Here is a 26902-nt window from a genome sequence, read left to right as displayed (position 1 = left end):
TTGAACTGACCAGTCAGTCTAAAAAAGGGAGCGGACATGACGGGTGACCACCCCGAACCACCGCCTCAGCGCCACCCCGGCGCCTCGGTGTGGGCCAGCGGACTCACCCTCGACGGGGCGCGCGGCACCGTGTACCGGGACATCGACCTGGACGCTCCCCCCGGCTCGCTGATCGCCCTCACCGGCCCCTCCGGCTCCGGGCGCACCTGCCTGCTGCTCACCCTCACCGGGCGGATGCGCCCCAGTGGCGGGCGGGCCAGCGTGCACGGGCTGCCGTTGCCCCGGCGGATGGCCGCCGTCCGTGGACTGGCCGCACTGGGCCCGGTGGACGGGGTCAACGAACTGGAGCCGGCGCTGACCGTGGCCGAGCAGTTCCACGAACTCGCCCTGCTGGAGCGGAGGTTGGGGCTGGCCTCGTTCGCGCCCCCGCTCCCCGGCAGCCGTGCGCGCGCCCGTCGGCAACGCCGCCGGGACCGGGCGGTGGCCGCCCTGGAGGCGGCCGGGCTGGACCTGTCCACGTTGCCCAAGGGCTCACGTACCCGGGTGCGCGACCTGGACCGGCTGGAGGCCCTGCGCCTGGGCGTGGCGCTGGCCCTGCTGTCCGGGCCACGGCTGCTGGCCGTGGACGACCTGGACCTGAAGCTGTCGGATGCCGAACGGGCGGACGCCTGGGCCCTGTTGAGGTCGATCAGCGAGCGGGGCGCCACCGTGGTGGCCACCTGTAGCGAGGCACCCGAGGGCGCCCTGGTGGTCCGTACCGGCCCCGGCTCGGACCGGAAGGAGGCGGCCGACGATGCGTTCACCACGGCTGGCCGGGCTTGAGCTGCGGCGCTTCGCCCGGGGGCGGCTGCCCCGGGCGGCCATGGTCGCGGTGCTGTTGCTGCCCCTGCTGTACGGGGCGCTGTACCTGTGGTCGTTCTGGGACCCGTACGGGCGCCTGGACCGTATCCCGGTGGCGCTGGTCAACGAGGACCGGGGCGCCAAGGTCGACGGCGACCGGCTCCACGCGGGCGACTCCCTGGTCGAGAGACTGCACGAGAGCGACACCTTCGACTGGCGGGAGACCGACGCCCGGGACGCCCGGAAGGGCGTGGAGAGCGGGCGCTACTACCTGTCGCTGACCATCCCCGAGGACTTCAGCCCCGGTATCGCCTCCAGCTCCGGCGACCACCCGCGCACCAGCGCGCTGAAGGTGCGCACCAACGACGCCAACAACTACGTGGTGGGCCAGATATCCCGGACCGTCTTCTCCGAGGTACGGGCCGCCGCCTCCGCCAAGGCATCCCGGGGGTTCCTGGACCAGATCTTCGTCTCCTTCTCCGACCTGCACGACAAGACCAGCGAGGCCGCCGACGGCTCCGCCAAGCTGGGCAAGGGCATCGGCAGGGCCGAGAAGGGGGCGGACCAGCTCGGCGACGGACTGAGCACCGCCAGGAAGGGCAGCAAGAAGCTCAAGGACGGCACCGTCCGGCTGGACGACGGCGCCGGACAGTTGGAGAAGGGGTCCCGTCAACTCGCCAACGGCACCGGCCAGTTGTCCACCAAGGTCAACAAGGCCGCCAAGGAGGTACGCCCCTTCCTGAAGAACCACGGCCAGGACATCGCCAAGGCCTCCCGTGCCGTCGCGAAGACCAGCCGCGAGCTGAAGAAGCACCTGGACGACCTGCCCCGGGCCGCGCACAAGGCGGCCAAGGACGCACGGCGGGCCGCCACCACCCTGGACACCCTCTACCAGGCCCGGTGCGGCAAGGACCAGCCCCCACCCGAGACGACCCGTCCCTCACCCCCGACCTCCCCCTCCCCCTCCCCCTCCGCCAGCGAGAAGCCGGACGACCGGCTGCCGGCCCCCGGGGACTGCGCCCAGTTGAAGAAGGCGGTGGACGCCGCCAAGTCCGCGGCCCGGGTGGCGGAACGCGTGGACGACTACGTCAGCGAACAGCGCAACCTCGACCGACTCGGCCGCCAGCTGGACAGCGTCGACAAGTGGGCCACCGCCCTGGCCAAGCGCGCCCCCACCCTGCACCAGGACCTGGACCGCGCCGTCACCCGGATCAACCGGCTGGACAGCGGGGCCAAGCAGGTGCACCAGGGGGCCCGCAAGCTCCACACCGGACTGGGCACCGCCAGGAGCGGGGCCACCACCCTGGACAAGGGAGTGGGCCGACTGAGCGCCGGGGCGGACACCCTCCACCAGGGGATGTACCGGCTCTCCGACGGCTCCCGGCAGCTCACCGACGGACTGCGCGACGGGGCGTCCAGAATCCCCGACTACGACGCCGACACCCGCGACCAGCGCACCGGGGTGATGGCCGACCCGGTACGGCTGGCCTCGCACAACAGCCACGCGGCACCCAACTACGGCACCGGGTTCGCCCCGTACTTCATCCCGCTGTCCCTGTGGGTGGGCGCCATGGTCGGGTACATGGTGCTCCAGCCCCTCAACCGCCGCGCCCTGGCCGTGGGGGCACCGTCCTGGCGGGTCACCCTCGCCGGCTGGCTGCCGATGCTCGGGCTGGGCCTGGCCCAGGGCGGCGCCCTGCTGGCCGTACTCCACTGGGGGCTGGGGCTGCGGGCGTACGACCCGGTGGGGACCGTCGGCTTCCTGGCGCTGGTCACCTGCTGCTTCACCGCGCTGGTGCAGTTCCTCATCGCCCGGTTCGGGCCGGCCGGCCGCATCCTGGTGCTGGCGCTGCTGATGCTCCAGCTCACCTCGGCCGGCGGCACCTACCCGGTGCAGACCAGCCCCGAGTTCTTCAACCTGCTGCACCCCTGGCTGCCGATGACCCATGTCGTGGAGGGGCTACGGCTGTTGATCACCGGGGGCGACCCGGGCGCGCTCTGGCGGGCCTGTGCCGTACTGGCGGCGTACACCCTGGGGGCGCTGGCCCTCACGGCGGTGACCGCGCGGCGACGGCAGGTGTGGACCGTGGACCGCCTGCACCCCGAGCTGACGCTGTGAGGGCGCCGTACGGGGGAGAATCACCCCATGGTTAGGGTGCGTCGTTTGGATCACTGCGAGGCTCGCGTGCGGTGTCACCGGGCGTGCCGCGCCTCGCCGCGTTGTCGCCGAGGCGGTCGGGGTCGCCGATGCGCTGCATCGACTCCTCCTCCGCCTTGCCGTGTCCACGGCCCACGACACCAGAACGCGCTCCCTGATCTCCCAAGATCCAAACGACACACCCTAGGAGCACGGTGAACGCCGCGAACACGACCGACCCGGCGAACGGGACGGGCACCGGCGCCCGCACCCGGCGCGCTCGCGGGGCGACCCGGCAGAAGCTGTTCGACGCGGCGGTGACCCTCATCGCCGAACAGGGCTTCTCCTCCACCACGGTGGAGGAGATCGCCGAGCGGGCCGGCGTCGCCAAGGGCACCGTCTACTACAACTTCGCCAGCAAGGCCGTGCTGTTCGAGGAACTGCTCCAGCACGGCCTGGAGTTGCTCACCGGCTCCCTCCGGGCCAGCGCCGAGGAGGCACTGCGCCGGGACGGCGGACGGGTGGAGGCGCTGGACGCCATGCTCCGGGCCGGCCTGGAGTTCATGGACCGCTACCCGGCCTTCACGCAGCTGTACGTCTCCGAGCTGTGGCGCACCAACCGGGCCTGGAGGTCGACCCTGTCCATGGGCCGGCGGGACACCATCTCGGTGGTGGAGGGGGTGCTGCGGGACGGGATCGAGGAGGGCGAGATCAGCGCGGAGATCGACGTCTCCCTCACCGCCGCCGCCCTGGTGGGCATGGTGCTGGTGGCCGCGCTGGACTGGAAGGCGTACCAGCCGGAACGGTCCCTGGACGAGGTGCACGCGGCACTCTCCCTGCTGGTACGGGGAAGCGCGGGCGGCTACCTCAGCCCCACCTGAGCGACCACCGCCGAGGACGGCGAGACCTGCGCGCACCGGCCCGCCGGTCACCGAGGCACCCCCGTGTCCCCGGTGGCCGGCGGGCCGGGTCGGCCCCCGTTCCACGTCGCCGGGTCCCCCGTCGGTCCCGGCCACGCGGACACCACTGTGCCGCCCGTAGCCCGCTTCGGGATATCCGTACGGCTACTCAGAACGGCCTCTGAGTAGCCCTACTCACCGGCCCCCCGGGCCGCGTGAGGTCACGTGGGCGACACGGATTCCGTGCGAGGGGGTCTCAGGACACGGGCGAGTCTTGCCGGTGTTGACGGAGGAGTTAGAGTCCCCTGCACATGGGATACATCGCGGTAATCGGCGCGGGAATGGGCGCGATGGCGGCCTCCGCGCGTCTGGCCTACGCCGGGCACCAGGTAACCGTCTTCGAACGGACCGACACCTACGGCGGCGGGGTTCGCCGCCACGAGCGGGACGGCTTCGGCTTCGACACCGGACCGGGACTGCTCCACCTCCCGGCGGTGTACCGCGACCTGTTCGTGAAGACCGGTCGGCGCTCCCTGGAGGAGTGCGTGGAACTGGTGCAGGTGGACCCCTCGGCCCGCCACCTGTTCGCCGACGGTACGGAGTTGACGCTCCCCAACGCCTCCCGCGCGGGAGTGGTCGACGCCCTGGACAAGGCCGTCGGCCACGGCGCCGGGGAACGCTGGAGCGCACTGGTCCAGCGAGGCCGCGAGACCTGGGAGGACACCCGACGCCCGCTGCTGGAGGAGCCGCTGGACGAGGACCTCGGCGCCCTCGGCCAGGACCCCTATCCGGCACGCCGGCGCGGGCTGCTGCGCCGGCGCAGCACCACCCTGTCCGAGGTGGCCCAACACGAGCTGGGCGAGCCCCGGTTGGTGGCGCTGCTGGAGAGCTACGCCTGGCTGAACGGCTTCGACCCGGCCCGCACCCCGGGGAGCGCGGCGATCCTGCCGTACCTGGAACAGACCTTCGGCACCTGGTACGTACGGGGCGGCATCCGGGCCCTGGCCACGGCGCTGTACGAACGCTGCCTGGAGTGCGGGGTGGAGTTCCGGTTCGGCTCCGAGGTGCTGCGGGTGCACGAGGAGGACGGCCGGGCCCACGGACTGGTGCTGGAGGGCGGGGAGGAGATCACCTCCGACGTGGTGGTCTCCGGCCGGCCCCCGGAGCGGCTCGGTGGCGGTGGCGGTGACTACTGCCGCAAGAGCCGCAACATCGCCTCCTCCCCCCGCTACACCGTGCTGTTGGCGCTGCGCGGAGCCCGCCCCGAGGACGCGGTGCACCGGACCGTGGTGCACGGCCCCGAGCGGCCCCTGCTGGTCCTGCGCCCGGACGACCCGGCGCTGCGCCCCGACGAGGACCACGAGTCGGTGGTGATCACCACGACCCTGCCCAGCGAGGAGTTCGAGCCGGACGACGAGCGGCTGGCCGACACCCTGGTGGCCACCGTGGACGCGGCGGGGCTGGGACTGGGCGAGCGGATGCTGTGGCGGGAGGTACGCACCCCCCGGGACATAGAGGAGCAGACCGGCGCGCCGTTGGGCGCGGTGCCGGGACCCTCCTTGGCCGGGGCGGACGGCGCCTTCCTGCGGGCCTCGAACCGCAGCCCCCTGGACGGCCTGTACCGGGTGGGCGGTTGGGCGCACCCCGGCGGTGGGCTGGCGCACGCGGGGATGTCCGGGGCGATGGCCGCCGGGCTGATCGTGGAGGGGGACGACTGGCGCGGCTCGCAGTAGCCGCGCCAGTCGCGCGAACTGGTCCCGACCGGTCACCCGGTCCCGGGACGGGCCGCCGCCCCGCAGGGGTGGCGGCCCTCGCCGGTTGCCCCGGCGGGTGGGTCACCGATGGACGGTCACCGGGAGGTACCGGTGGGGCCGGGTGCCGCGCTCAGTAGGGCCGCTGGGCGTCGTAGGGGTTGCCGAAGGGGTCCTGCTCTCCGGGCGGGTAGCCGTTCCACTCGGGTGACGAGGGGGCCTGGTGCGGCAGCCCCTGGTGGGGGTAGCCCTCGGCCGTCGGGTAGCCGTGGCCGGGGGTGCCGTCGTAGGCGGAGTATCCACCGTCCTGGTAACTGGGCGGGTACGGGTAGTCCGGCGCGGGCGGGGCCGGGGGCGCCTCGGGGGGCAGCGGGTACTCCCCGTCACGCTGCTGGGGCACCCATCCTCCGTTGCCGTAGGCGTCGTACCCGGACTGGTATCCCGAGGTGTCGTAGCCGGACCCGGAGGTGTCGTACCCCGAGGTGTCGTACCCCGAGCCGGAGGTGTCGTAGCCGGACCGGTATCCCGAGGTGTCATAGCCCGAGCCGGACGTGTCGTACCCCGAGGTGTCGTACCCGGACGTGGCGAAGCCGGAGGTGGAGAAGCCGGAGCCCGAGGTGTCGTAGGGGCCGTAACCGGAGGTGTCGTAGCCGGAGCCGGAGGTGTCCCCGGACAGGCCGGGGGTGCCGTAGCTGGTGCCGTAACCGGGCGGCTGCTGGCCGGGGGCGCCGGCCGGGGTGGCCATCGGCCCGTAGAGCGGGTCGTCCTCGAAGGGCGACTGGTTCCAGTCGGTTCCGGGGTACGAGGGGCCGCTGGAGTAGGCGACCGCGGGGTCCGGGTGGGTCTCCTGGTACGGGCTGGAGTAGGGGTCGGACGGTGCGCCCGCGCCCGGGTACGCGCCGGGCTGGGCGTAGGGCCGGGAGGGCTCCTGGTAGCCGAAGTCGGGTTCCGGCTCGGGTTCCTCGTCCCGGCCGTAGACCCCGTACTGCTCGGTGTCGTCGGGCAGGGGCTGGAGCTGGTACGTGGTGGGCGGCCCCTCCGGCGGCTCGGCGAACCGGCCGGCGGGGGCGCCCCGCCGGCCGTCGTGACGCTCGTGGTCACCGTAGTCGGGCTGGTCGCCGAAGTCGCCCTCCTCGTCCTGGCGTTGGCGCTCCTCGTACTGCCGCCGGCGACGACTCACCCCCGGCATCCCCCCGAGGGCCCAGCCGGTGGAGAAGCCCCTGCGGAAGGAGAGGGTGACGAAGGTCTGGCCGATCGCGAAGGCGATCGCCCCGAGGGCGATGACCACCACCGAGTGCAGCGCCACCCCGGCGACCACCCCCAGGAACCCGCCCAGGGCCAGCACCCGCCAGCGCAGCCGGGCCTTGAACTGGAGCAGAACCTCGCCCATCAGCCAGAGCGCCACGATGCCAAAGGCGATATAGAGGACCGTCCAGCCCATGTCCGCCCCCCTTCCCGCCGGGTGCCGTCGTCACCCCCGACCCTACGACCGGGTGTGCAGCCCCAGATTCTGGTAGATCTCCAGCGTCGCTGTGGAGTGGTTGAGCGTGATGAAGTGAAGTCCGGGAACGTCCTCAGCCATCAGCCGCCCACCCAGTTCCGTGGCGTACTCGATCCCCACCGAGCGTACAGCCGCCGGGTCGTCTTTGACCGCCAGGATGCGATCGGCCAACTCCGGGGGGAAGGCGGCGTTGCTGAGCCGGGCGAAGCGTTCGATCTGCCGGACGTTGGTGACCGGCATGATCTCCGGGATGATCGGGATGTCGCAGCCGGCGGCATGGACGCTGTCCCGGAGGCGGAGGTAGTCCTCGGCGTAGAAGAACATCTGCGTGATCGCGTAGTCGGCGCCGGAGCGGCACTTGTCGACGAAGTGGCGTACGTCGGTGTCCCAGTCGGTCGAGCGTGGGTGCATCTCCGGGAAGGCGGCCACCCCCACGCAGAAGTCACCGGACTCCTTGATGAGTTCGACCAGTTCCGAGGCGTAGTTCACCCCGTCGGGGTGGGGCACCCACTCCGCCATCGGGTCGCCCGGGGGGTCACCGCGCAGGGCGAGCACGTTGCGGATGCCGGCGTCGGCGTACTGTCCGATGACGTGGCGCAGCTCGGCCCGGGAGTGGTTGACGGCGGTGAGGTGGGCGACCGGGGTGAGGGTGGTCTCGGCGGCGATCCGCTCGGTGTTGCGCACCGTGCCCTCGCGGGAGGAGCCGCCGGCGCCGTAGGTCACCGAAACGAAGGTCGGGCCCACCGCTTCCAGGCGGCGCAGCGCGTTCCACAGGGTGCGCTCGCCCTTCTCGGTCTTGGGCGCGAAGAACTCGAAGGAGTACGAGCGCTTGCCGGCGGCGAGCAGTTCGCGAACGGTCTTCGCGCGGTCTGTCCTGGTGGACGCGGTACCAGTGGCCATGTCAGAAAGGCTAGCCGCACCGGCAAGACCGCCTCGCGTTGCTGGTCGAACATATCACCCCCTGTCCACCTCCCGTTTCACGGAACGAGACGTTCCCCGGGGGTTCTTCGGGGATTCGGCCGCGTTCCCCGCCCCACACCGGAGGAGCATCGGGGAGATCAGTCCCGCTCCCGCAGCCGTGCCGCCCACTCCCGCGCGGCACCCCCGGGGTCGTCGGACTCGGTCAGCGCCCGCACCACCACGACCCGGCGGGCCCCGGCGTCCAGCACCTGGTCCAGGTTGTCCGCGTCGATACCGCCGATGGCGAACCAGGGGCGGGCCGGACGGCGCGCGGCGGCGTACCGCACCAGGTCCAGCCCCGGGGCGTGCCGGCCGGGCTTGGTGGGGGTGGGCCACACCGGTCCGACACAGAAGTAGTCCACGCCCGGCTGGGTCGCGGCGGCGTCCACCTCGGCCTCGGCGTGGGTGGAGCGGCCGATCAGCACCCGCTCGCCCAGGATGGCCCGGGCCCGGGGCACCGGCAGGTCCCCCTGCCCCAGGTGCAGCACCGGGGCGCCGCTGGCGTGGGCCACGTCGGCCCGGTCGTTGACGGCCAGCAGCTTCCCGTGGCGTTCACAGGCCTGGGCGAACACCTCCAGCAGCTCCAGCTCGCGGGCCGCCTCCACCCGCTTGTCGCGCAGCTGGACGATGTCGACCCCGCCGGCCAGCACCTCGTCGAGGAACTCGGGCAGGTCGCCGCGCTCGGCGCGGGAGTCGGTGCACAGGTACAGCCGCGCCCCGTCCAGGGCGGTGGGCTCACGGGTCATCTCGGGTCCCCCCGGACGGGGGCGTACGGGCCGGGCCGGCCCGTACGCCGGTGGCAGGTGTCCGCAACGGTCAGACGGCGAGCGCCTGGGCGCGGCGCTTCACCTCCGTGCCGCGATTCTCCCGCAACGCCTGGGTGGGGGTTCCGGGAAGGCTGTCGTCAGGGGTGAACAGCCACTCCAACATCTCCTCGTCGGTGAAGCCGTCGTCCCTGAGCAGGGTGAGGGTCCCGGTCAGGCCCTTGATGATCCGGCCTTCGCCGACGAAGTCGGCCGGCACCATCAGCACCCGGTTCCCCGACTCCGCGACCCGGCGTACGGCCAGCAGCTGGCCCTCCTTGACCAGCTGCCGCACCCGGGTCACCTCCACGTCGAGGTGTTCGGCGACATCGGGCAGGGTCAGCCACTCGGGGACGAGAGCATCGATCTTCGCGTCAATCTCGGTCACGCCTCCAAGACTGCCATCTGCCGACGACAGTCACGAGCCCGTCCGTACCCCAGCCGTACCGACGACCGTGTCACGCGCCCTTCGTGACGGCCTTCTTCAGCGGTACCGAAGCGTCTGCGGCCACCGTCGGATCCAGCCGGGCGCCGCCCTCGATCAGCTTGCGCCCCTGGGTGAGGTCCCGTGGACGCCCCACGGCCAGCAGCGCCACCAACCGGTCGCCCTCCGGCTCGCGGCGCAGCCAGCACACCGACCAGGCCGGCTCGCCGGGGTCGCCGCGCCACAGCAGCAGGTCGCCGTCGGCGTGGTGCCCGGCGTACTGCACGAAGCGGCCGAACTGTTCGGACCAGAAGTACGGCACCGGGTCGTAGCGGACGCCCTCGGCGAGGGCGGTGTCCCCCCGCGACTCGGCCAGCAGGTTGGCCGCCACCACCTGGGAGCCGCGCAGGGCGTTGTCCCAGTGGTGGACCAGCAGCCGGCGCCCGTACCGGGCCGAGGGGAAGGAGGCGCAGTCCCCCACCGCGTACACCCCGGGCACCGAGGTCCGCAGCCAGGCGTCGGCGGTCACCGCGCCCGCCCCGTCCCGCTCCACACCGGAGCCGGCCAGCCAGTCGGTGGCCGGCCGGGAGCCGACGCCCACCACCACCGCGTCCGCGCTCAACTCCCCCGGTTCGGCGCCGGGTTCGGGCTCCAGGGTGACCCCGTGCCGGTGTACGGCACGCACCGGGCGCCCGGTCAGCAGGGTCGCCCCGACCTCCTCGTACCAGCGGCGCATCGGCTCGGCCACCTCGGCCGGCAGCACCCCGGGCAGCGGGTGGGGGCCCGCCTCCACCACGGTGACCGGGCAACCGGCGGTGCGGGCGGCGGTGGTGAACTCCGCGCCGATCCAGCCGGCGCCCACCACCAGCGTCGGGCGCCGCTCGGCCAGCAGGGGCCGCAGCCGGACCACGTCGTCCAGGGTGTGCAGCGGGTACGCCCCCGGTGTGTCCTCCGCCCCGGGGAGGGCGCGCGGAACGGCCCCGGTGGCCAGCACCAGCCAGTCGTACGCCACCGGGCCGGCGTCGGTGACCAGCAGCCGCTGGTCCGCCCGCAGCCCGGTGACCTCGCGCCCCAACTCCAGCTCGACGTCCAGGGCGGCGAAGTCCACCTCGAACGCCGACTCCTCGGCCTGCCCCAGCAACACCGCCTTGGACAGCGGCGGCCGGTCGTAGGGGGGATGGGGCTCGGCGCCCAGCAGGCGGACCGGCCCGTCGAACCCCAGCTGGCGGAGGTGGACGGCGGTCTGCACCCCGGCCATCCCGGCGCCCACGATCACGACACGTCCACGTTGACTCTCGCTCACACTGCAACCCTACGCACCGGCGGCCACCTCGCCCGCCCGACCCGAAGGCGCCCTGACCGTCGCCTTCGGGTCGGCCCGCGCCTGACAGCGCCGGTTCGACCGCAGTAGGCTGGCCGAGGCACACCACGCGGGAGCCCGGGCGCACCGGGCTGAGAGGGAGGCTGGACGGCCTCCGACCGTACGAACCTGATCCGGGTCATTCCGGCGAAGGGAGGAGCGGTTTTCCATGCCCGGCGAGACACCCCCACTCCCCGAGCCCCCCACCCGCACCGCCGACGTGGCGGTGGTCGGCGGCGGGGTCATCGGACTGGTGACCGCCTGGAGGGCGGCACAGCGCGGGCTGCGCGCGGTGGTGCTGGACCCCGAACCCGGCCGGGGCGCGGCCCGGGTGGCGGCCGGGATGCTGGCCCCGGTGACCGAGGTGACCTACGGCGAGGAACCCCTGCTGGCCCTCAACCTGGCCGCCGTGGAGCGGTACCCGGACTTCGTACGGGAACTGGCCGAGCTGACCGGCCGGGACGTGGGCTACCGCGACACCGGCACCCTGGCCGTGGCCCTGGACGCCGACGACCGCGCCCAACTCGGTGAACTGCACGCCTTCCAGCGGAGGTTGGGCCTGGAGGCGGAGTGGCTGACCGGCCGGGAGTGCCGTCGGCTGGAACCGATGCTGGCCCCCTCGGTACGGGGCGGCCTTCGGGCGGCCGGCGACCTCCAGCTGGACCCCCGCCGACTGTGCCGGGCCCTGCTGGACGTCGCCGTGACCGCCGGGGTCACCTTCCATCCGTCCGCCGCCCGACGGGTACGGGTGGAGGACAGCCGCGCCCGGGAGGTGACCGCCGAGGACGGCACCGTCCTCGCGGCGGAGCAACTGGTGCTGGCCGCCGGGGCGTTCAGCGGCCGGCTGGAGGGGGTACCGCCCGAGGTCCTGCCCCCGGTACGCCCGGTCAAGGGCCAGGTACTGCGGCTGTGGGTACCGCCCGAGGCCCGCCCCTTCCTGTCCCGTACCGTCCGGGCTGTGGTCCGGGGTGGCAGCGTCTACCTGGTCCCCCGCGCCGACGGGGAACTGGTCGTCGGAGCCACCAGCGAGGAACAGGGCTTCGACACCACGGTCACCGCCGGTGCGGTCTACGAACTGCTGCGGGACGCCCGGGAACTGGTACCGGGCGTCACCGAACTGCCCCTGCGGGAGACCAACGCCGGGCTGCGCCCCGGCACCCCGGACAACGGCCCCCTGCTGGGCCGCACCACACTGCCCGGCCTGCTCCTGGCCACCGGCCACCACCGCAACGGGGTCCTGCTGACCCCGCTCACCGGCGAGGTGATGACCGAGGTCCTCACCGGGGGCGAACTCCCCGAGGTGGCCCGCCCCTTCGACGCCCGCCGCTTCTCCGCACACCGGCCCACGACCCCCTCGGAGGCCACACCATGACCACCCCCGACCACCCCGCCCCGGGGATGACGGTCACCCTCAACGGCCAGCCCCGGGACGTCACCCCGGGCCTCAGCCTCGAAGACCTGGTCACCCACCTCACCTCCGCCCCCTCGGGGGTCGCCGCCGCGGTCAACGAGACCGTGGTGCCCCGCCGACGGTGGCGCGCGGTCACCCTCGTCGAGGGGGACCGGATCGAGGTGCTGACCGCCGTACAGGGAGGTTGACCGATGCGCCCCACGACACCCGCCGCCCCGCCGTACGACACCGGGCGGCCCCGGACACCCGAGGCGGCCGACGACCCCTTCCACCTGGGGGGCCGCGTCTTCGGCTCCCGGCTGATCATGGGCACCGGAGGGGCGCCCAGCCTGGAGGTCCTCCAGGACGCCCTGCTGGCCTCGGGCACCGAACTCACCACGGTCGCCATGCGGCGGCTGGACCCCGGAGTGCGGGGGTCGGTGCTGTCGGTGCTGCGCCGCAACGGGATCGACGTGCTCCCCAACACCGCCGGCTGCTACACCTCGGGAGAGGCGGTGCTCACCGCCCGGCTGGCCCGGGAGGCGCTGGGCACCGACTGGGTCAAGCTGGAGGTGATCGCCGACGAGCGCACCCTGCTGCCGGACCCGGTGGAGACCCTGGACGCGGCCGAACAGCTGGTGGACGAGGGCTTCACGGTGCTGCCGTACACCAACGACGACCCGGTGCTGGCGCGCAGGCTGGAGGACGTCGGCTGCGCCGCCGTGATGCCGCTGGGCTCCCCCATCGGCTCCGGGCTGGGCATCCGCAACCCACACAACTTCGCCCTGATCACCGAGCGGGTCAGCGTGCCGGTGATCCTGGACGCCGGCGCCGGTACGGCCTCCGACGTGGCCCTGGCGATGGAACTGGGCTGCGCGGCCGTGATGTTGGCCTCCGCCGTCACCCGCGCCCAGCGGCCCGCCCTGATGGCGCGGGCGATGCGGGAGGCGGTCACCGCCGGACGGCTGGCCCACCGGGCGGGACGCATCCCCCGCCGCCACTTCGCCCAGGCCTCCTCCCCCGAGGAGGGGCGGGCCGTGCTCGACCCCGAACGGCCGGCCTTCGACTGACCCCCCCGGGGCCTGTCACCGTTCGGCTGCAGTCACTTCGCAGAACGGACCGAACTGACCAGCGGGTAAAGGCTGCTCGTAGACTGCCGGCCGTGGATAGGACCCTGGAGGACCCCCTTGTGGGGCGACTGGTCGACGATCGTTACCGCGTGGAGTCGCGCGTCGCGGTGGGCGGGATGGCCACCGTGTACCGCGCGATGGACACCCGGCTCGACCGCGTGGTCGCCCTGAAGGTGATGCACCGGTCCCTGGTCCAGGACCGCGCCTTCGTACGGCGGTTCATCCGCGAGGCCAAGTCCGTCGCCCGACTCTCCCACCCCCACGTGGTGGGCGTCTTCGACCAGGGCCAGGACGAGGACCTGGTCTACCTGGCGATGGAGTACGTCCCCGGCGGCACCCTCCGGGACACCCTGCACCAGCACACCCGGCTGACCCCACAGGCGGCCCTGCGCGTCCTCGACCCGATACTGGCCGCCCTCTCCGCCGCCCACCAGGCCGGGCTGGTCCACCGGGACATGAAGCCGGAGAACGTGCTGATCGGGCACGGCGACGAGACGCCCCTGCCCGCCCGGACGGGCTCGACCGACGTGATCAAGGTCGCCGACTTCGGCCTGGTCCGCGCGGTCGACACCCACACCTCCTCGGCGTCCTCGGACACCATCATGGGCACCGTCTCCTACCTGGCGCCCGAGCAGATCCAGGACGGCACCGCCGCCCCCAGCGCCGACGTCTACGCGTGCGGGGTGATGCTCTTCGAGATGCTCACCGGCACCAAGCCGCACAACGGGGAGACCCCCGCCCAGGTGCTGTACCAGCACCTCCAGGAGGACGTACGCCCTCCCTCGACCCTGGTGCCGGGCATCCCGGAGGAGGTGGACGCCCTGGTACGGGCGGCCACCGACCGCGACCCGGAACGCCGCCCCCAGGACGCCGGGGCCTTCCTGGCCGAGCTGCGCCGGGTCAGCGCCTGGCTGGGCGCCACCGCGCCGGCCGGCCCGGAGGCCACCTCGGTGATCCCCCGGCCCACGGGGGCGGCCCACGGGACCCCTCCCCCGTCCGGCACCGGCTCCCGGCTCACCCTGCCGGGCTTCCTCTCCGGTGACGGCGACTGGTACCGCCGCCCCTGGGCCCTGGTGACGGCCGGAGTGCTGGCGCTGCTGCTGGTGGCCGGGAGCGTCTGGTACCTCACCGCCGGCCGCTACACCGACACCCCGGCCGTACTGGCCAAGTCGGAGAAGGCCGCCACCCGCGCCGTGGAGGACGCCGGGCTGAAGCCCCGGGTGAAGCGGGAGTACAGCGAGTCCGTGGAGCGCGGCAAGGTCATCTCCTCCGACCCCAGGCCCGGGGCCAGGGTCACCGAGGGGGACACCGTCACCCTGTCCGTCTCCCGGGGCCCGCGTATCGCCGAGGTCCCGGACATCCGGGGGGCGAAGCTGGCCAGCGCCAAGAGGCAGCTGCGCAAGGCCGGGCTGGTGCCCGGGGTGGTCCGCAAGGCCTTCAACGAGGAGGTCCCCCTCGGCGCCGTGGTCCGCACCGATCCCAAGCCGGGCGCCGAACGCCGTCCCGGTACGGCGGTGGCGCTCACCGTCTCCCAGGGACGGCCGGTGCCCGTGCCCTCGGTGCTGGGGCAGGAGGAGCAGGAGGCCCGCGAGGCGCTGGAGGACCAGGGCCTGCGGGTACGGATCGCCGAGGAGCGGGTCTTCTCCGAGCGGGAGAAGGGCGCGGTGGCCAGGCAGTCCCCGGGCGCCGGCAGTGACGCCGCCCGGGGGCAGACGGTGACCCTGACCCTCTCCAAGGGCCCGGACATGGTGACGGTCCCCGACGTGGAGGGCCGCCAGCGGGACGACGCGGTGGCCGAGCTCCAGGCGGCCGGGTTCACGGTGAACGTCAACCGGATCTTCTTCGGCAACAAGGTGTTCAACCAGTCCCCCGACGGCGGCGGAACGGCTCCCCGGGGTTCGGAGGTCACCGTCTGGCTGCGGTGAGCCGCGCGCCATTCACCCCTGTTCGGGCTCCTCTTCGACTCGTCCGGTTCTACTAACCGACCTGGAACGGGGATTGCCGCCACCTGGGGTACCCCTTTGGTCGCCCAGGGTGAACCAGGGGCGGGGCCGCCCCACCGTGACGCGGAGACGGCCCGGGACGGACCCACCGCACGACCTGGGGTAATTCATAACAGAACGGACATTTAACCCTTGTCCGAACATGGGCCCGAGCGCATCCCGTAGACCACGATTTTCGGTCACCCTCCGCGCCCGGCGATCCACCCACCGGATTTCAAACCCCCGGCCCACTGTGACGCCGCGCATAGGACCCAGATCACTTACGAACGCGGCTAGTTGGAATTCGACCCCCTCCGCGCGGGCGCATTGCCGGCCCGAAGGGTACTTCACCACGCACTGCGCCACGAGTCGGGATAGTACGTCACATTCTTGATCTGGGTTTTCCAGCCCTCTACAAATTGCTTCGTCGCACGGCGCCGTGAAACGGAACTCGGCATCCCCCGCCGTAGCGGCCACTGCGACACAACCGCTTTTTGGAAGAGGTCCCCACGAATGCCCGCTCTGAAGAACTTCACTGCCCTCAAGAACCGTGGACACGACAAGCTCAAGAACGGACAGGAGAAGCTGAGGAACCTCCGGGACGAGAAGTTGAGGAACCTCGACTACGACCGCTTCAAGTCCCTCGGATACGACCAGTTCAAGTCCCTCGGCCAGACCCGACTCGCCAAGGGCCAGTTCGCCCGCCTCAGCAAGGGGCAGAAGTACTCGGCCGGCGTGGCCGCCGCCGGGGCCACCGCGATAGTGCTCGCGCTGGCCCCCGCCAGCAACGGCGACGACGTCAAGACCCCGCAGTCGGCGGGCTCGGCCGTCTCCTTCAGCGTCAAGGCGGCGAACGTCGAGGGCCAGAAGGCCAGCGTCAGCGAGCAGTCCGTCACCGCCGCCAAGAAGGCCGAGGGCCTCAAGCGCAAGGTCGAGGCGGCCAAGAAGATAGAGGCCGAGCGCAAGGCGGCCAAGGAGCGCGAGGCCAAGAAGGCGGCCAGCCGTTCCGCCCAGCGCAAGCCGGCGGCCAAGCCCAGCTACCCCAACAACCTGGACGGATGGATCCGCGAGGCGCGGGACATCATGAAGAAGCACGGCATCCCCGGCTCCTACAACGGCATCCACCGCAACATCATCCGCGAGTCCGGCGGCGACCCCCGGGCCATCAACAACTGGGACATCAACGCCCGCAACGGCGTGCCGTCCAAGGGCCTGCTGCAGGTGATCAAGCCGACCTTCGACCGCTACCACGTCCAGGGCACCAAGTACGACCTGTACGACCCGGTGGCCAACATCGTCGCCGCCTGCAACTACGCCGCCGCCCGGTACGGCTCGATGGACAACGTCAACTCCGCCTACTGAGCCGGAAGCGGGTGATGGCACCCTGGGGTGCGTGAACACGCCTCCAACTCCGCCCGTACGCAATCCCATTGGCGGCCACGTCCCGGTAAGTCGGGGACTGGCCGCCGATGGGATTTCCTATGCCCGGCGAATCCGTGCGGAAGTCGTACAGGTATTCGTCGCCAACCCGCGCGCCTGGACCACCGGCCCGGGAAATCCCCGGCAGGACGAGGAATTTCGCTCCGTCTGCGCCGCCGAGGAAATTCCCACTTTCGTGCACGCGCCGTACCTCATCAACCTCGGTTCCCACTCCACGGATACCGTCGACAAGTCGGTGTGTTCCCTGCGGCATTCACTGCGACGCGGCCGGGAAATCGGCGCCCGGGGAGTGGTGGTGCACACCGGATCGGCGACCGGCGGCCGTTCCAGGGAAACCGCACTGGCCCAAGTACGGGAAAAGACCCTGCCGTTGCTGGAGGAACTCACCCACCCCGAGGACCCCTGGCTGCTCCTGGAACCCACCGCCGGACAGGGTTTCTCCCTCTGCTCCCAAGTCGCCGATCTGGAACCGTACTTCGCGGCCCTGGAGCACCATCCACGGCTGGGGGTCTGCCTGGACACCTGCCACGTGTTCGCCGCCGGCCACGACCTGGCCGCTCCCCGGGGGGCCGAGGACACCCTGGAGGAACTGGAACGGATCGTCGGGCGGGGGCGACTGAGACTGCTGCACGCCAACGACTCCCGGGACGTGGCCGGCGCGCGGAAGGACCGCCACGCCAACATCGGCGCCGGACACATCGGGGCCGAACCCTTCGGGCGGCTGATGGCCCACCCGGCGGCACGCGAGGTGCCGTTGGTGATCGAGACGCCGGGCGGGGTGGAGGGGCACTCGCGGGACATAGCCCGCCTCAAGGAACTGCGCGGCCCCGACTCCGCGCGCTGAACGGGCGGTTGGGGACGGGCCCGGCGCCCGGCTCACAGCTCGGGGCCGTCGCCGGGCCGCTCCTGGTACGAGTAGCGCTGTTCGCTCCAGGGGTCGCCGATGTTGTGGTAGCCCCGCTCCTCCCAGAACCCCCGACGGTCCGCCGTCATGTACTCCACCGCCCGCACCCACTTGGGGCCCTTCCAGGCGTACAGGTGCGGCACGACGAGCCGTACCGGAAAACCGTGTTCGGCGGTCAGCGACTCCCCCTCGTGGTGGGTGGCGAAGAGGACGCCGTCGGCGAGGAAGTCAGCTACCCGCAGGTTGGAGCTGAACCCGTACTCGGCCCAGACCATGACGTGGGTGACCTCGGGGGCCGGCGGTACCCGTTCGACCAGGACCCGGGCGGGCACCCCGCCCCACTCGGCGCCCACCATGCTGAAACGGGTGACACAGTGCAGGTCGGCCACCACCGTGGTGTACGGCAGAGAGGTGAACTCCTCGTGCCTCCAGCGGTGTTGGGCGCCGTCGGCGGTCGCGCCGAACACCTGGAACTCCCAGCGTTCCGGGCGGAAGCGCGGCACCGGGCCGTAGTGCGTCACCGGCCACCCTCGCTGGAGCCTCTGCCCTGGTGGGAGGCGTTCCGGGTCCTCCTGATGCTGTCGCCGGACCATGTCCCCCATGGTCGCAGAACTCGCCCCGGCCGCCTGTTCGGAAACTCCCCTGGGGCGCTTCGGAGGGCAGCTGACCAGGGAACTCACCGAGAAACGGGGCAAAGTCGGTAAGCCTTCTCTTACTGGACCAGGACGCCGTGCGGTGCGAGGATGCGCGCGCAACCCGTTCTTGGCACATTGTTCCTGGAAGGAGCCCGGCATGCAGGGCGACCCCGAGGTCATCGAGTTCCTCAACGAGCAGCTCACGGCTGAGCTGACCGCGATCAACCAGTACTTCCTGCACGCCAAGATGCAGGAGAACTTCGGTTGGCCGAAACTCGCCCGCTACACCCGGTCCGAGTCGTTCGACGAGATGAAGCACGCCGAGATCCTCACCGACCGGATCCTGCTTCTTGACGGACTCCCCAACTACCAGCGGCTGTTCCACGTCCGGGTGGGGCAGACGTTGACCGAGATGTTCCAGGCCGACCGGCAGGTCGAGGTCGAGGCGATCGACCGCCTCCGCCGGGGGATCGAGGTGATGCGGGCCAAGAGCGACATCACCTCGGCGAACATCTTCGAGCGCATCCTGGAGGACGAGGAACACCACATCGACTACCTGGACACGCAGTTGGACCTGATCGAGAAGCTGGGCGAGGCGCTGTACATCTCGCAGCTGGTGGAACAGCCCGACAGCTGAACCGGCTCCGTCAGGCCGCCTCGGCGACCGCCTCGCGGCGGGCGCCTTCCGCCACGGCCTCGGTCATCGCCGGCAGCGCCTGGTCCACCACCTCACGCCGGGGGCATCCGCCCCGGCCGAGGATTCCCTGGATACGGCGGACACAGGACCCGCAGTCCGTGCCGGCCTTGCTCTCGGAGGCGATCTGTCGGGGCGTACAGGCACCGGCGTCGGCGTGTGCGCGCACCTGCGCCTCGGTGATCCCGAAGCAGGAGCAGACGTACACCCGGTTCACCTCCGTCAGGGGCGCGGTTCGGCGGTCGGCGGCCAGCGGAGGCCGCCCTCGGCAGTGAGGTTAACCTAACCTTACGCGCCGGCTCCAGGCGACGAAAGTGCCCGTGGGGCACGGACCACTGTGATCCGTGCCCCACGGGCCTCGTCATGCTCGGGCGTACTCCCCCGCCCCACCGGGCCTCGGGGGGACCCGTCGACACCTACTGGTCGCGGTACATCTCCGCCACCAGGAACGCGAGATCGAGTGACTGGCTGCGGTTCAGCCGGGGGTCACAGGCGGTCTCGTACCGCTGGTGCAGGTCGTCCACGAAGATCTCGTCCCCGCCGCCCACGCACTCGGTGACGTCGTCACCGGTCAACTCCATGTGGATGCCACCGGGATGGGTACCCAGCGACTTGTGGACCTCGAAGAAGCCCTTCACCTCGTCCAGCACGTCGTCGAAACGACGGGTCTTGTGCCCGCTGGCCGCCTCGAAGGTGTTGCCGTGCATGGGGTCGCACACCCAGACCACCTGGGCGCCGGAGGCGTGCACCTTCTCCACCAGCGAGGGCAGCCGGTCACGGATCTTGTCCGCGCCCATCCTGGTGATGAACGTCAGCCGGCCCGGCTCGCGCTCCGGGTCCAGCCGCTCGATCAGCGCCAGGGCGTCCTCCTCGGTGGTGGACGGCCCCAGCTTCACCCCGATCGGGTTGCTGATCTGGGCGGCGAACTCGATGTGCGCGCCGTCGAGTTGGCGGGTGCGCTCACCGATCCACACCAGGTGGCCGGAGGTGTCGTACAGCTCGCCACTGCGGGAGTCGGTGCGGGTCAGGGCGCCCTCGTAGTCCAACAGCAGCGCCTCGTGGGAGCTGTAGAACTCCACCGTCTTCAGCTCTTCGGGGTCCGTGCCGCAGGCGTGCATGAACTTCATCGCCTGGTCGATCTCCCGGGCCAGCGCCTCGTAACGCTGGCCGGAGGGGCTGGACTTGACGAAGTCCTGGTTCCAGGCGTGCACCTGCCGCAGGTCGGCGTACCCGCCCGTGGTGAAGGCGCGCACCAGGTTCAGGGTGGAGGCCGAGGCCTGGTACATCCGCTTCAACCGCTGGGGGTCGGGAGTACGGGCCTCGGGGGTGAACTCGAAGCCGTTCACCGAGTCGCCCCGGTAGCTCGGCAGGGTCACCCCGTCCCGGGTCTCGGTCGGCTTGGAACGCGGCTTGCTGTACTGGCCCGCGATCCGGCCGACCTTCACCACCGGCACCGAGCCGGCGTAGGTGAGGACGGCGCCCATCTGGAGCAGGGTCTTGAGCTTGTTACGGATGTCCTCGGCACTGACCTGGTCGAAGGCCTCGGCGCAGTCACCGCCCTGAAGCAGGAACGCCTCACCTCGGGCGACGGCTGCCAGCCGGTCCTTGAGCTGGTCGCACTCACCGGCGAAGACGAGCGGCGGATAGGACTCCAGCTCGGCGATCACATCGCGCAGGGCCTCGTGGTCCGGCCAGTCGGGCTGCTGCGCCGCGGACAGTTCTTGCCAGGTGTGTGCTCTGGCGTCGGGTTTGGCGTTCACGGTCACGGATACAGAGTACGGGCTGTCCGGCCACCCTCCAGGGGTCCGCTCAGCGGATGAGACACATCTCGCCAGGACCGCCGCCCACCACGGTCCTGCGCTAGGCTGCGCCCCGTGTACGCACCGTCGACCCAGCTGAACTGGTGGTGGACCGCTCCTCCGGCGGCCCACTGACGACGCGTACCCACCCAGCACGCGAAGGCCGCCCGAGGGCGGCCTTCCTGGTGTCCAGGGGTCCGCTCTCCCGCCTTCAGGACCGAGAGCGAGGAAACCCCGATGGACAGCCCACTCCCCACCCGAGTCGTCACCCGTGTCGTCAGCGAACTGCTGGACGAGGACGGCCCACCCTTCGCCCTGCTGCGCAGACGGCTGCCCGGCCGCCCCGAGGGGGTGGACGAGGTGGAGGTGCTGACCGGGCCGGTGCAACGGGTGGAGCGCCTGGACCAGCTGCCGCTGACCGGGCCGGGGGCCCTGGCCCTGGTGCCGTACCGGCAGATCCGGGAACGGGGGTTCACCGCGACCGACGACGGCACCCCGCTGCTGGTACTGCGGCCCTCACGGGTCCGACGGCTGCCGGTGGACGCCCTGCTCGGGGCGCTGCCCCGCGGTCCGGTGACGGTGACCGACGGGGCCTTCGACCTGGACGACCAGGAGTACGCCCGTCGGGTGCGCCGGGTGGTGGACGAGGAGATCGGCACCGGTCAGGGCGCCAACTTCGTACTGCGCCGCACCTTCCACGGCACCCTGCGGAACCCCGACCGGGAACGGGCGCTGACCCTGTTCGGCCGGCTGCTGTCCCAGGAGCGGGGCGCGTACTGGACCTTCGTGGTGCACACCGGGTCCCGGATCCTGGTGGGCGCCAGCCCGGAGGCCCACGTGCGGATGAGCGGGGGCACGGTGGTGATGAACCCCATCAGCGGCACCTACCGCTACCCGCCCACGGGCCCGACCGTCGACGGGCTGCTGGACTTCCTGGACGACCGCAAGGAGAGCGAGGAGCTGTCCATGGTGGTCGACGAGGAGCTGAAGATGATGTGCGACGTGGGCGACCGGGGCGGGGTGGTGGTCGGCCCCCGACTGCGGGAGATGTCCCAACTGGCGCACACCGAGTACGAGTTGCGGGGCCGCAGCAGTCTGGACGTCCGTGAGGTGCTGCGCCGGACCCTGTTCGCCGCCACGGTGACCGGCTCTCCCCTGGAGAACGCCTGCCGGGTGATCGCCCGGCACGAGTCCGGCGGCCGGGGCTACTACGCCGGCGCCCTCGCCCTGCTGGGCCTGGACCGTGGTGGGGCGCAGCGCCTGGACTCCCCCATCCTCATCCGTACCGTCGACGTCGACACCGCGACCGGGCGGCTGCGGCTGCCGGTGGGGGCGACCCTGGTGCGGGACTCCGCTCCACTGGCGGAGGCGGCGGAGACCCGGGCCAAGGCGGCCGGGCTGCTGGCCGCCCTGGGGGTGGTGCCCCGGCGTACCCCGGTCGGGGGCGGGGCGCCCCGGCTGGCGAACGACGCCCGGGTGCGGGCCCGGCTGGCCGGTCGGCGTTCCCGGCTGGCGCCGTTCTGGCTGCGGATGCGGACCGAGGAGCCGCCGGTCACCGAGGCGGAGCCGGCGCTGCTGGTGGACGCCGAGGACGGGTTCACCGCGATGCTCGCCCACCTGCTGCGGGTGAGCGGACGGCGGGTGCGGGTGGTACGGGACGACACCCCCGACCTGGAACGACTGGCCCTGGAGCACCCCGGCCCGGTGGTGCTGGGCCCCGGCCCCGGGGACCCGCTGGAGCTGGAGGACCCGAGGATGGCGCGGCTGCGGGCGGTGGCCGCCGGACTGCTGGCGGCCCGGACGACCGGGGGCCCGCCGGTGCTGGGGGTGTGCCTGGGGCACGAACTGCTCGCCGTGGAGCTGGGCCTGCCCCTGGTGCGGCGGGAGCGGCCGTACCAGGGGGCCCAGGAGCGGGTCCGGCTGTTCGGGCGGGAGCGGACGGTGGGGTTCTACAACTCGTTCACCGCCCGCTGCTCGGACGAGGAGGAGCGGGCGCTGCGCCGACGGGGGGTGGAGCTGGCCCGGGACCCGGACACCGGCGAGGTGCACGCGCTGCGCGGCCCCGGACTGGCCGGTACCCAGTTCCACCCCGAGTCGGTGCTCACCCTCGAAGGGGCGGAGGTGGTACGGGAGTTGCTGGAGGGCGTACGGGTGTGAACCCTGCCTGGTGGTCCCGTTCCGGGACCACCAGGCAGGGTTCACCGGGCGCGGGCTCAGCCGAAGAAGACCCCCGCCTCGGCGTACAGGGCCGGGTCCACCGTCTTGACCCGGGCGATGGCGTCGGCGAGGGGCACCCGCACCACGTCGGTGCCGCGCAGGGCGACCATCTGGCCCCAGGCGCCGTCGTGTACCGCGTCGATGGCGTGCAGCCCGAACCGGGTGGCCAGCCAGCGGTCGAAGGCGCTGGGGGTGCCGCCGCGCTGGATGTGGCCGAGGACGGTGGTGCGGGCCTCCTTGCCGGTACGTCGCTCGATCTCGCCGGCCAGCCACTCCCCCACCCCGGACAGCCGGACGTGGCCGAAGTCGTCCACCGAGTCGTCCTTGAGCACCATCTGGCCCTCCAGGGCCATGGCGCCCTCGGCGACCACCACGATCGGCGCGTACCGCACCCGGAACCGGGACTCCACCCAGCCGCAGACCTGGTCGACGTCGAAACGCTGCTCGGGGATGAGGATGCAGTTGGCGCCGCCGGCCAGCCCGGAGTGCAGGGCGATCCAGCCGGTGTGCCGGCCCATCACCTCCACCACCAGCGCCCTCATGTGGGACTCGGCGGTGGTGTGGAGCCGGTCGATGGCCTCGGTGGCGACACCCACCGCCGTGTCGAAGCCGAAGGTGTAGTCGGTGGCCGACAGGTCGTTGTCGATGGTCTTGGGCACCCCGACACAGCGCACCCCGTGTTCCTCGACCAGCCGGGCGGCCACCCCGAGGGTGTCCTCGCCGCCGATGGCGATCAGCGCCTCGACCTCCAGCTTGGCGAGGTTCTCCACGATGCGCCGCGCCCCGTCGCGCACCCGGTACGGGTTGGTGCGGGAACTGCCCAGGATGGTGCCGCCCCGGGGCAGGGTGCCGCGTACGGCGGGGATGTCGAGGGGCTGGGTGTCGCACTCCAGGGGGCCGTGCCAGCCGTCCCGGAACCCCACGAACTCGTCGCCGTACTCCTGGACCCCCTTGCGGACCACGGCCCGCATCACCGCGTTCAGCCCCGGACAGTCACCGCCGCCGGTCAGTACTCCCACGCGCATGGGGAAACTCCCTTCTCCCCGCCCCTGGTCCGCCCCGCCGCCGATTGTCCCGCCTCACGTTAGCCGTGAGCCAGGCCACATCAGGACGGTTTGGCCGCAACGGGCGGACACGGGGAGCTACGGGGGAGAAACGGGTGAACGGCGGGGTCAGCCCTCGTCGTCCAGTCCCCGTTCGATGGCGTACCGCACCAGCTCCACCCGGTTGTGCAGTTGCAGCTTGCCCAGGGTGTTCTGCACGTGGTTCTGGACCGTGCGGTGGGAGATCACCAGCCGTTCGGCGATCTGCCGGTACGACAGCCCCTTGGCGACCAGCCGCAGCACCTCCGTCTCCCGGTCGGTGAGGTGCGGTACCGCCGGCTCGTCCCGGTTCCTCGGCGGCGGATCGCTGGCCAGCCGCCGGTACTCCCCGAGCACCAGCCCGGCCAGGCCCGGGGTGAACACCGGGTCGCCCTGGGCGGTACGGCGCACCGCCTCCAGCAGTTCGTCGGTGCTGGCCGACTTCACCAGGTAGCCGGTCGCCCCCGACTTCACCGCCTCCAGCACATCCGAGTGCTCCCCCGAGGCGGACAGCACCAGGACCCGCAAGCTGCCGCCCTGGCCGACCAGTTGACGGCAGACCTCCACCCCGGGAAGCCCCGGCAGGTTGAGGTCCAGCACCAGTACGTCCGGCGCGGTGGCCTTGGCCCGGCGCACCGCCTGGGGGCCGTCCCCGGCGGTGGCCACCACCTCGAAGCCCGCCTCCGCCAGATCACGGGAGACCGCGTCCCGCCACATCGGGTGGTCGTCGACCACCATCACCCGTACCGCCGACTCGCCCATCGGGCCGCCCTTCCCTCGTCCGCTCACTTGCCGCACCCGTCAGCGGCGCCCCCTCGGCAACCCCGGGGAACGCTCAACCCCGTGCGCTCCCGCTCCGGGGCGCCCTCAGTTCGACCTCCGTGCCCTGCCCGGGTACGGACACCCACTCCGCCTCGCCCCCCAGGTCCCGCAGCCGGCCCCGGATGGACTGGGCCGCTCCCAGCCGTCCCTCGGCCTCCGCGTCCGCCAACCGCCCCTCGGGGATGCCGGGTCCATCGTCCCGCACGGTGACCAGTACCGCCCCGGGCTCGTCCTCCAACAGGATCCAGGCCTGGGCGGGCTCGCCGTCCGGGCCGGTGGCGTGCCGGCGTACGTTGTCCAGGGCGGCGCCCACGGCGGCGGTCAACTCCCGTGCCGCGCCCGCCTCCAGGAGCACCGGGGTGCCCGGCTCCACCAGGGTCACGCCCGGCGACGAGTAGCGGGCCAGCAGCTCCCGCAGGTCCAGCTCGCCCTCCTCGGTGGCCGTCGGCTCCGGCGGCGGCCCCTCGGGGGTGGAGGTCACCAGTCCGCTGGAGACCAGGGTGCGCAGCGCCTTCTCCTGCTCGCCGGCCATCCGGCCCAGCTCGGCGGCCTCGCCGCCCAGCGCGGTGCCCCGGCGCTGCACCATGGCCAGCACCTGGAGCACCGAGTCGTGGATGTCCCGGGCCAGCCGCTCCCGCTCCCGGGTGGTCGCCTCCAGCCGCAGCGCCTCGGACAGGGTGCGCTCACTGGCGCGGGCCACCTCCACCACGTAGCCGATGGCGATGCTGGCCACGCACACCAGCAGGACGTTGTGGATGGCGCCCCGGGACGGTTCGCCGCGTTCCAGCAGCTGGGCCGCGCCCACGGTCAGCGAGGCGGCGGCGCTCCAGCGCCAGCCGCCCTTGACGGCCACCCCCAGTACGGCGCCGGCGGTCCAGATGGACGGCAGGGTGTTGACCCCCTGGGCGACCCGCTCGGCGGTGTCCACCAGCCGGGTCAGCAGGATGCCGCCGACGGCCAGGGTCATGTCGCCGGCCAGGAAGCGGGGGGTGCAGCGGTCGGCGGAGGTGACCCGGTCGACGGTGACCAGGGTCCAGACGGTCAGCACCGCCAGGTAGCCGGCCGCGCCCAGGGGGTGCTCGTACTCGCGGAAGGCGAGGGCGAACAGCACCAGGGCGTAGCCCAGGGAGAGGACGCGGTAGGCCGTGAGCGCCCGCCACAGCGGCTGCTCCACGGACATCCGGGGAGCGGTGCGGGGCGGGGACTCAGGGGTGCGCATGACCCCTGAACCTATGCCACCTCGCGTCCACCGTCGGAGGGGGTGTCTCCTCCGTCCCGGTCACTTTCCTCGGCCGGGGACTCCTTGTCGGAGGCGGGTTCGACGGAGGTGGGTTCGGCCTTGTCGGAGGTCGGCTCGGCGGGGCCGGGGTCGCGGGCCCAGGCCTTGCGCTCGGCGGCCTCGCGCTTCTCGGCCTCGGCCATCTGGCGCTTGGCCTCGGTGGCGTAGATGTCCACGTACTCCTGGCCGGACAGCTTCATGATCGCGTACATCACCTCGTCGGTGACCGAACGCAGGACGAAGCGGTCCTGGTCCATGCCCTGGTAGCGGCTGAAGTCCAGGGGGGCGCCGATGCGGATGCCCGGGCGCATCAGCTTGGGGACCACCTTGCCCGGGGGCTGGATCTGTTCGGTGTCGATCATGGCGACCGGCAGCACCGGCGCCCCGGTGGCCAGCGCCACCCGGGCCAGCCCACCGGGCTTGCCCCGGTAGAGGCGGCCGTCGGGGGAACGGGTGCCCTCGGGGTAGATACCGAACAGCTCGCCGCTCTCGACCACCTTGATGCCGGCCCGTACGGCGGCGTCCCCGGCGCCCCGGCCGCCGGAGCGGTCCACCGGCAGCTGGCCGACGCCCTTGAAGAAGGCGGCCGTCAACTTGCCCTTCACCCCAGGGGAGTTGAAGTACTCGGCCTTGGCGATGAAGGTCACCTTGCGGTCCAGCATCGCCGGCAGGAAGAAGGAGTCGGAGAACGACAGGTGGTTGCTGGCCAGGATGGCCCCACCCTCGGCCGGCACGTGCTCCAGCCCCTCGACCCATGGCCGGAAGGCGAGTTTCAGCGTGCTGCCGATCGACAGCTTCATGACGCCGTAGAACAACCGAGGACCTCCCGAGTACGAAACGCAGGGCACCCTAT

At 72.2% G+C, this 26902-nt stretch carries 25 protein-coding genes and 1 riboswitch; of the genes, 13 read left to right on the top strand and 12 right to left on the bottom strand.

Annotated elements, in window-relative coordinates; all coding sequences use genetic code 11:
- Nucleotides 1-36 precede the first annotated feature (36 nt).
- The 4 genes from ABZT14_RS09225 to ABZT14_RS09210 all read left to right on the top strand — a co-directional run bounded on the left by ABZT14_RS09225 (nt 37) and on the right by ABZT14_RS09210 (nt 5609).
- Nucleotides 37-822, top strand: a complete 786-nt coding sequence (locus tag ABZT14_RS09225; protein WP_356298912.1) for an ATP-binding cassette domain-containing protein — start codon at nt 37-39, stop codon at nt 820-822.
- On the top strand, nt 794-2959 hold the full coding sequence (locus ABZT14_RS09220) for a YhgE/Pip domain-containing protein (RefSeq protein ID WP_356298910.1): 2166 nt from the start codon (nt 794-796) through the stop codon (nt 2957-2959). Before ABZT14_RS09225 ends, ABZT14_RS09220 begins: the two co-directional genes overlap by 29 nt.
- A 320-nt stretch (nt 2960-3279) precedes the next feature.
- The gene (locus tag ABZT14_RS09215; RefSeq protein WP_356299333.1) at nt 3280-3858 is read left to right on the top strand and encodes a TetR/AcrR family transcriptional regulator; all 579 of its coding nucleotides are present in this window, start codon (nt 3280-3282) and stop codon (nt 3856-3858) included.
- Nucleotides 3859-4187: 329 nt separating this feature from the next.
- A complete protein-coding gene (locus ABZT14_RS09210) occupies nt 4188-5609 on the top strand; it encodes an NAD(P)/FAD-dependent oxidoreductase (protein WP_356298909.1) in 1422 nt (473 codons plus the stop codon).
- Between the two features lie 151 nt (nt 5610-5760).
- Here the strand turns inward: ABZT14_RS09210 and ABZT14_RS09205 are convergent, their stop codons facing one another.
- The 5 genes from ABZT14_RS09205 to ABZT14_RS09185 form a co-directional block, all read right to left on the bottom strand.
- Nucleotides 5761-7068: a hypothetical protein gene (locus ABZT14_RS09205; RefSeq protein WP_356298907.1), complete on the bottom strand. Its 1308-nt coding sequence runs from the start codon at nt 7066-7068 to the stop codon at nt 5761-5763.
- A gap of 42 nt (nt 7069-7110) precedes the next feature.
- A complete protein-coding gene (gene metF / locus ABZT14_RS09200) occupies nt 7111-8028 on the bottom strand; it encodes a methylenetetrahydrofolate reductase [NAD(P)H] (protein WP_356298906.1) in 918 nt (305 codons plus the stop codon).
- 158 nt (nt 8029-8186) lie between these two features.
- Nucleotides 8187-8834, bottom strand: a complete 648-nt coding sequence (gene thiE, locus ABZT14_RS09195) for a thiamine phosphate synthase (protein ID WP_356298904.1) — start codon at nt 8832-8834, stop codon at nt 8187-8189.
- 70 nt (nt 8835-8904) lie between these two features.
- The gene (locus ABZT14_RS09190; RefSeq protein WP_356298903.1) at nt 8905-9279 is read right to left on the bottom strand and encodes an Rv2175c family DNA-binding protein; all 375 of its coding nucleotides are present in this window, start codon (nt 9277-9279) and stop codon (nt 8905-8907) included.
- Between the two features lie 70 nt (nt 9280-9349).
- Complete coding sequence (locus ABZT14_RS09185; protein WP_356298901.1) at nt 9350-10618, bottom strand: FAD-dependent oxidoreductase; 1269 nt, start codon at nt 10616-10618, stop codon at nt 9350-9352.
- A 117-nt stretch (nt 10619-10735) separates the two neighbouring features.
- A riboswitch (TPP riboswitch) is annotated at nt 10736-10848 on the top strand.
- Between ABZT14_RS09185 and thiO the strand changes: the two genes are divergently transcribed.
- The 6 genes from thiO (at nt 10845) to ABZT14_RS09155 (ending at nt 17461) form a co-directional block, all read left to right on the top strand.
- Nucleotides 10845-12047, top strand: a complete 1203-nt coding sequence (gene thiO, locus ABZT14_RS09180; protein WP_356298900.1) for a glycine oxidase ThiO — start codon at nt 10845-10847, stop codon at nt 12045-12047. (Overlaps the previous riboswitch by 4 nt.)
- Before the next feature lie 26 nt (nt 12048-12073).
- Nucleotides 12074-12274: a sulfur carrier protein ThiS gene (thiS, locus tag ABZT14_RS09175; RefSeq protein ID WP_356299331.1), complete on the top strand. Its 201-nt coding sequence runs from the start codon at nt 12074-12076 to the stop codon at nt 12272-12274.
- 3 nt (nt 12275-12277) lie between these two features.
- Nucleotides 12278-13135 carry a thiazole synthase gene (locus tag ABZT14_RS09170; protein ID WP_356298898.1) on the top strand — a complete coding sequence of 286 codons (858 nt, stop codon included), beginning with the start codon at nt 12278-12280 and terminating at the stop codon, nt 13133-13135.
- Between the two features lie 92 nt (nt 13136-13227).
- Nucleotides 13228-15120, top strand: a complete 1893-nt coding sequence (gene pknB / locus ABZT14_RS09165; protein ID WP_356298896.1) for a Stk1 family PASTA domain-containing Ser/Thr kinase — start codon at nt 13228-13230, stop codon at nt 15118-15120.
- Between the two features lie 570 nt (nt 15121-15690).
- On the top strand, nt 15691-16539 hold the full coding sequence (locus ABZT14_RS09160; RefSeq protein WP_356298894.1) for a transglycosylase SLT domain-containing protein: 849 nt from the start codon (nt 15691-15693) through the stop codon (nt 16537-16539).
- Nucleotides 16540-16561: 22 nt separating this feature from the next.
- Nucleotides 16562-17461, top strand: a complete 900-nt coding sequence (locus tag ABZT14_RS09155; RefSeq protein WP_356299329.1) for a deoxyribonuclease IV — start codon at nt 16562-16564, stop codon at nt 17459-17461.
- Nucleotides 17462-17493: 32 nt separating this feature from the next.
- On the opposite strand, the gene ABZT14_RS09150 is transcribed toward ABZT14_RS09155, so the two are convergent.
- Nucleotides 17494-18123 carry a sulfite oxidase-like oxidoreductase gene (locus tag ABZT14_RS09150; protein WP_356298892.1) on the bottom strand — a complete coding sequence of 210 codons (630 nt, stop codon included), beginning with the start codon at nt 18121-18123 and terminating at the stop codon, nt 17494-17496.
- A 190-nt stretch (nt 18124-18313) separates the two neighbouring features.
- Between ABZT14_RS09150 and bfr the strand changes: the two genes are divergently transcribed.
- The gene (gene bfr, locus ABZT14_RS09145; RefSeq protein WP_356298891.1) at nt 18314-18793 is read left to right on the top strand and encodes a bacterioferritin; all 480 of its coding nucleotides are present in this window, start codon (nt 18314-18316) and stop codon (nt 18791-18793) included.
- Between the two features lie 10 nt (nt 18794-18803).
- Here the strand turns inward: bfr and ABZT14_RS09140 are convergent, their stop codons facing one another.
- Both ABZT14_RS09140 and ABZT14_RS09135 read right to left on the bottom strand, forming a co-directional pair.
- On the bottom strand, nt 18804-19067 hold the full coding sequence (locus tag ABZT14_RS09140) for a (2Fe-2S)-binding protein (RefSeq protein WP_356298889.1): 264 nt from the start codon (nt 19065-19067) through the stop codon (nt 18804-18806).
- Nucleotides 19068-19266: 199 nt separating this feature from the next.
- On the bottom strand, nt 19267-20610 hold the full coding sequence (locus ABZT14_RS09135; protein ID WP_356299327.1) for a class II 3-deoxy-7-phosphoheptulonate synthase: 1344 nt from the start codon (nt 20608-20610) through the stop codon (nt 19267-19269).
- A 114-nt stretch (nt 20611-20724) separates the two neighbouring features.
- Here ABZT14_RS09135 and ABZT14_RS09130 point away from each other — a divergent pair, with 114 nt between their 5' ends.
- Together ABZT14_RS09130 and ABZT14_RS09125 are read left to right on the top strand one after the other, a co-directional pair.
- The gene (locus tag ABZT14_RS09130; protein WP_356299325.1) at nt 20725-20784 is read left to right on the top strand and encodes a trp operon leader peptide; all 60 of its coding nucleotides are present in this window, start codon (nt 20725-20727) and stop codon (nt 20782-20784) included.
- A gap of 102 nt (nt 20785-20886) precedes the next feature.
- Nucleotides 20887-22806, top strand: a complete 1920-nt coding sequence (locus tag ABZT14_RS09125) for an anthranilate synthase family protein (protein WP_356298887.1) — start codon at nt 20887-20889, stop codon at nt 22804-22806.
- 56 nt (nt 22807-22862) lie between these two features.
- On the opposite strand, the gene ABZT14_RS09120 is transcribed toward ABZT14_RS09125, so the two are convergent.
- The 4 genes from ABZT14_RS09120 to ABZT14_RS09105 all read right to left on the bottom strand — a co-directional run bounded on the left by ABZT14_RS09120 (nt 22863) and on the right by ABZT14_RS09105 (nt 26849).
- Complete coding sequence (locus tag ABZT14_RS09120) at nt 22863-23891, bottom strand: 6-phosphofructokinase (RefSeq protein WP_356298885.1); 1029 nt, start codon at nt 23889-23891, stop codon at nt 22863-22865.
- A gap of 147 nt (nt 23892-24038) precedes the next feature.
- Nucleotides 24039-24710, bottom strand: a complete 672-nt coding sequence (locus ABZT14_RS09115) for a response regulator transcription factor (protein ID WP_356299323.1) — start codon at nt 24708-24710, stop codon at nt 24039-24041.
- Nucleotides 24711-24783: 73 nt separating this feature from the next.
- Nucleotides 24784-25950: a DUF5931 domain-containing protein gene (locus ABZT14_RS09110; protein ID WP_356299321.1), complete on the bottom strand. Its 1167-nt coding sequence runs from the start codon at nt 25948-25950 to the stop codon at nt 24784-24786.
- Between the two features lie 50 nt (nt 25951-26000).
- Nucleotides 26001-26849, bottom strand: a complete 849-nt coding sequence (locus ABZT14_RS09105; RefSeq protein ID WP_356298883.1) for a lysophospholipid acyltransferase family protein — start codon at nt 26847-26849, stop codon at nt 26001-26003.
- Nucleotides 26850-26902: the final 53 nt, after the last annotated feature.

It is taken from the genome of Streptomyces sp. NPDC005438 (assembly GCF_040606315.1).
Taxonomy (GTDB): domain Bacteria; phylum Actinomycetota; class Actinomycetes; order Streptomycetales; family Streptomycetaceae; genus Streptomyces.
Note: the sequence above shows the minus strand (reverse complement) of the source record. Positions and strands in the feature narration are given on the sequence as shown.

Coding starts and splice junctions, on each gene's coding strand:
- ABZT14_RS09225 (WP_356298912.1), top strand. CDS start 37: ATGACGGGTGACCACCCCGAACCACCGCCTCAGCGCCACCCCGGCGCC.
- ABZT14_RS09220 (WP_356298910.1), top strand. CDS start 794: ATGCGTTCACCACGGCTGGCCGGGCTTGAGCTGCGGCGCTTCGCCCGG.
- ABZT14_RS09210 (WP_356298909.1), top strand. CDS start 4,188: ATGGGATACATCGCGGTAATCGGCGCGGGAATGGGCGCGATGGCGGCC.
- ABZT14_RS09205 (WP_356298907.1), bottom strand. CDS start 7,068: ATGGGCTGGACGGTCCTCTATATCGCCTTTGGCATCGTGGCGCTCTGG.
- metF (WP_356298906.1), bottom strand. CDS start 8,028: ATGGCCACTGGTACCGCGTCCACCAGGACAGACCGCGCGAAGACCGTT.
- thiE (WP_356298904.1), bottom strand. CDS start 8,834: ATGACCCGTGAGCCCACCGCCCTGGACGGGGCGCGGCTGTACCTGTGC.
- thiO (WP_356298900.1), top strand. CDS start 10,845: ATGCCCGGCGAGACACCCCCACTCCCCGAGCCCCCCACCCGCACCGCC.
- thiS (WP_356299331.1), top strand. CDS start 12,074: ATGACGGTCACCCTCAACGGCCAGCCCCGGGACGTCACCCCGGGCCTC.
- ABZT14_RS09170 (WP_356298898.1), top strand. CDS start 12,278: ATGCGCCCCACGACACCCGCCGCCCCGCCGTACGACACCGGGCGGCCC.
- ABZT14_RS09160 (WP_356298894.1), top strand. CDS start 15,691: ATGCCCGCTCTGAAGAACTTCACTGCCCTCAAGAACCGTGGACACGAC.
- ABZT14_RS09150 (WP_356298892.1), bottom strand. CDS start 18,123: ATGGGGGACATGGTCCGGCGACAGCATCAGGAGGACCCGGAACGCCTC.
- bfr (WP_356298891.1), top strand. CDS start 18,314: ATGCAGGGCGACCCCGAGGTCATCGAGTTCCTCAACGAGCAGCTCACG.
- ABZT14_RS09125 (WP_356298887.1), top strand. CDS start 20,887: ATGGACAGCCCACTCCCCACCCGAGTCGTCACCCGTGTCGTCAGCGAA.
- ABZT14_RS09120 (WP_356298885.1), bottom strand. CDS start 23,891: ATGCGCGTGGGAGTACTGACCGGCGGCGGTGACTGTCCGGGGCTGAAC.
- ABZT14_RS09115 (WP_356299323.1), bottom strand. CDS start 24,710: ATGGGCGAGTCGGCGGTACGGGTGATGGTGGTCGACGACCACCCGATG.
- ABZT14_RS09110 (WP_356299321.1), bottom strand. CDS start 25,950: ATGTCCGTGGAGCAGCCGCTGTGGCGGGCGCTCACGGCCTACCGCGTC.
- ABZT14_RS09105 (WP_356298883.1), bottom strand. CDS start 26,849: ATGAAGCTGTCGATCGGCAGCACGCTGAAACTCGCCTTCCGGCCATGG.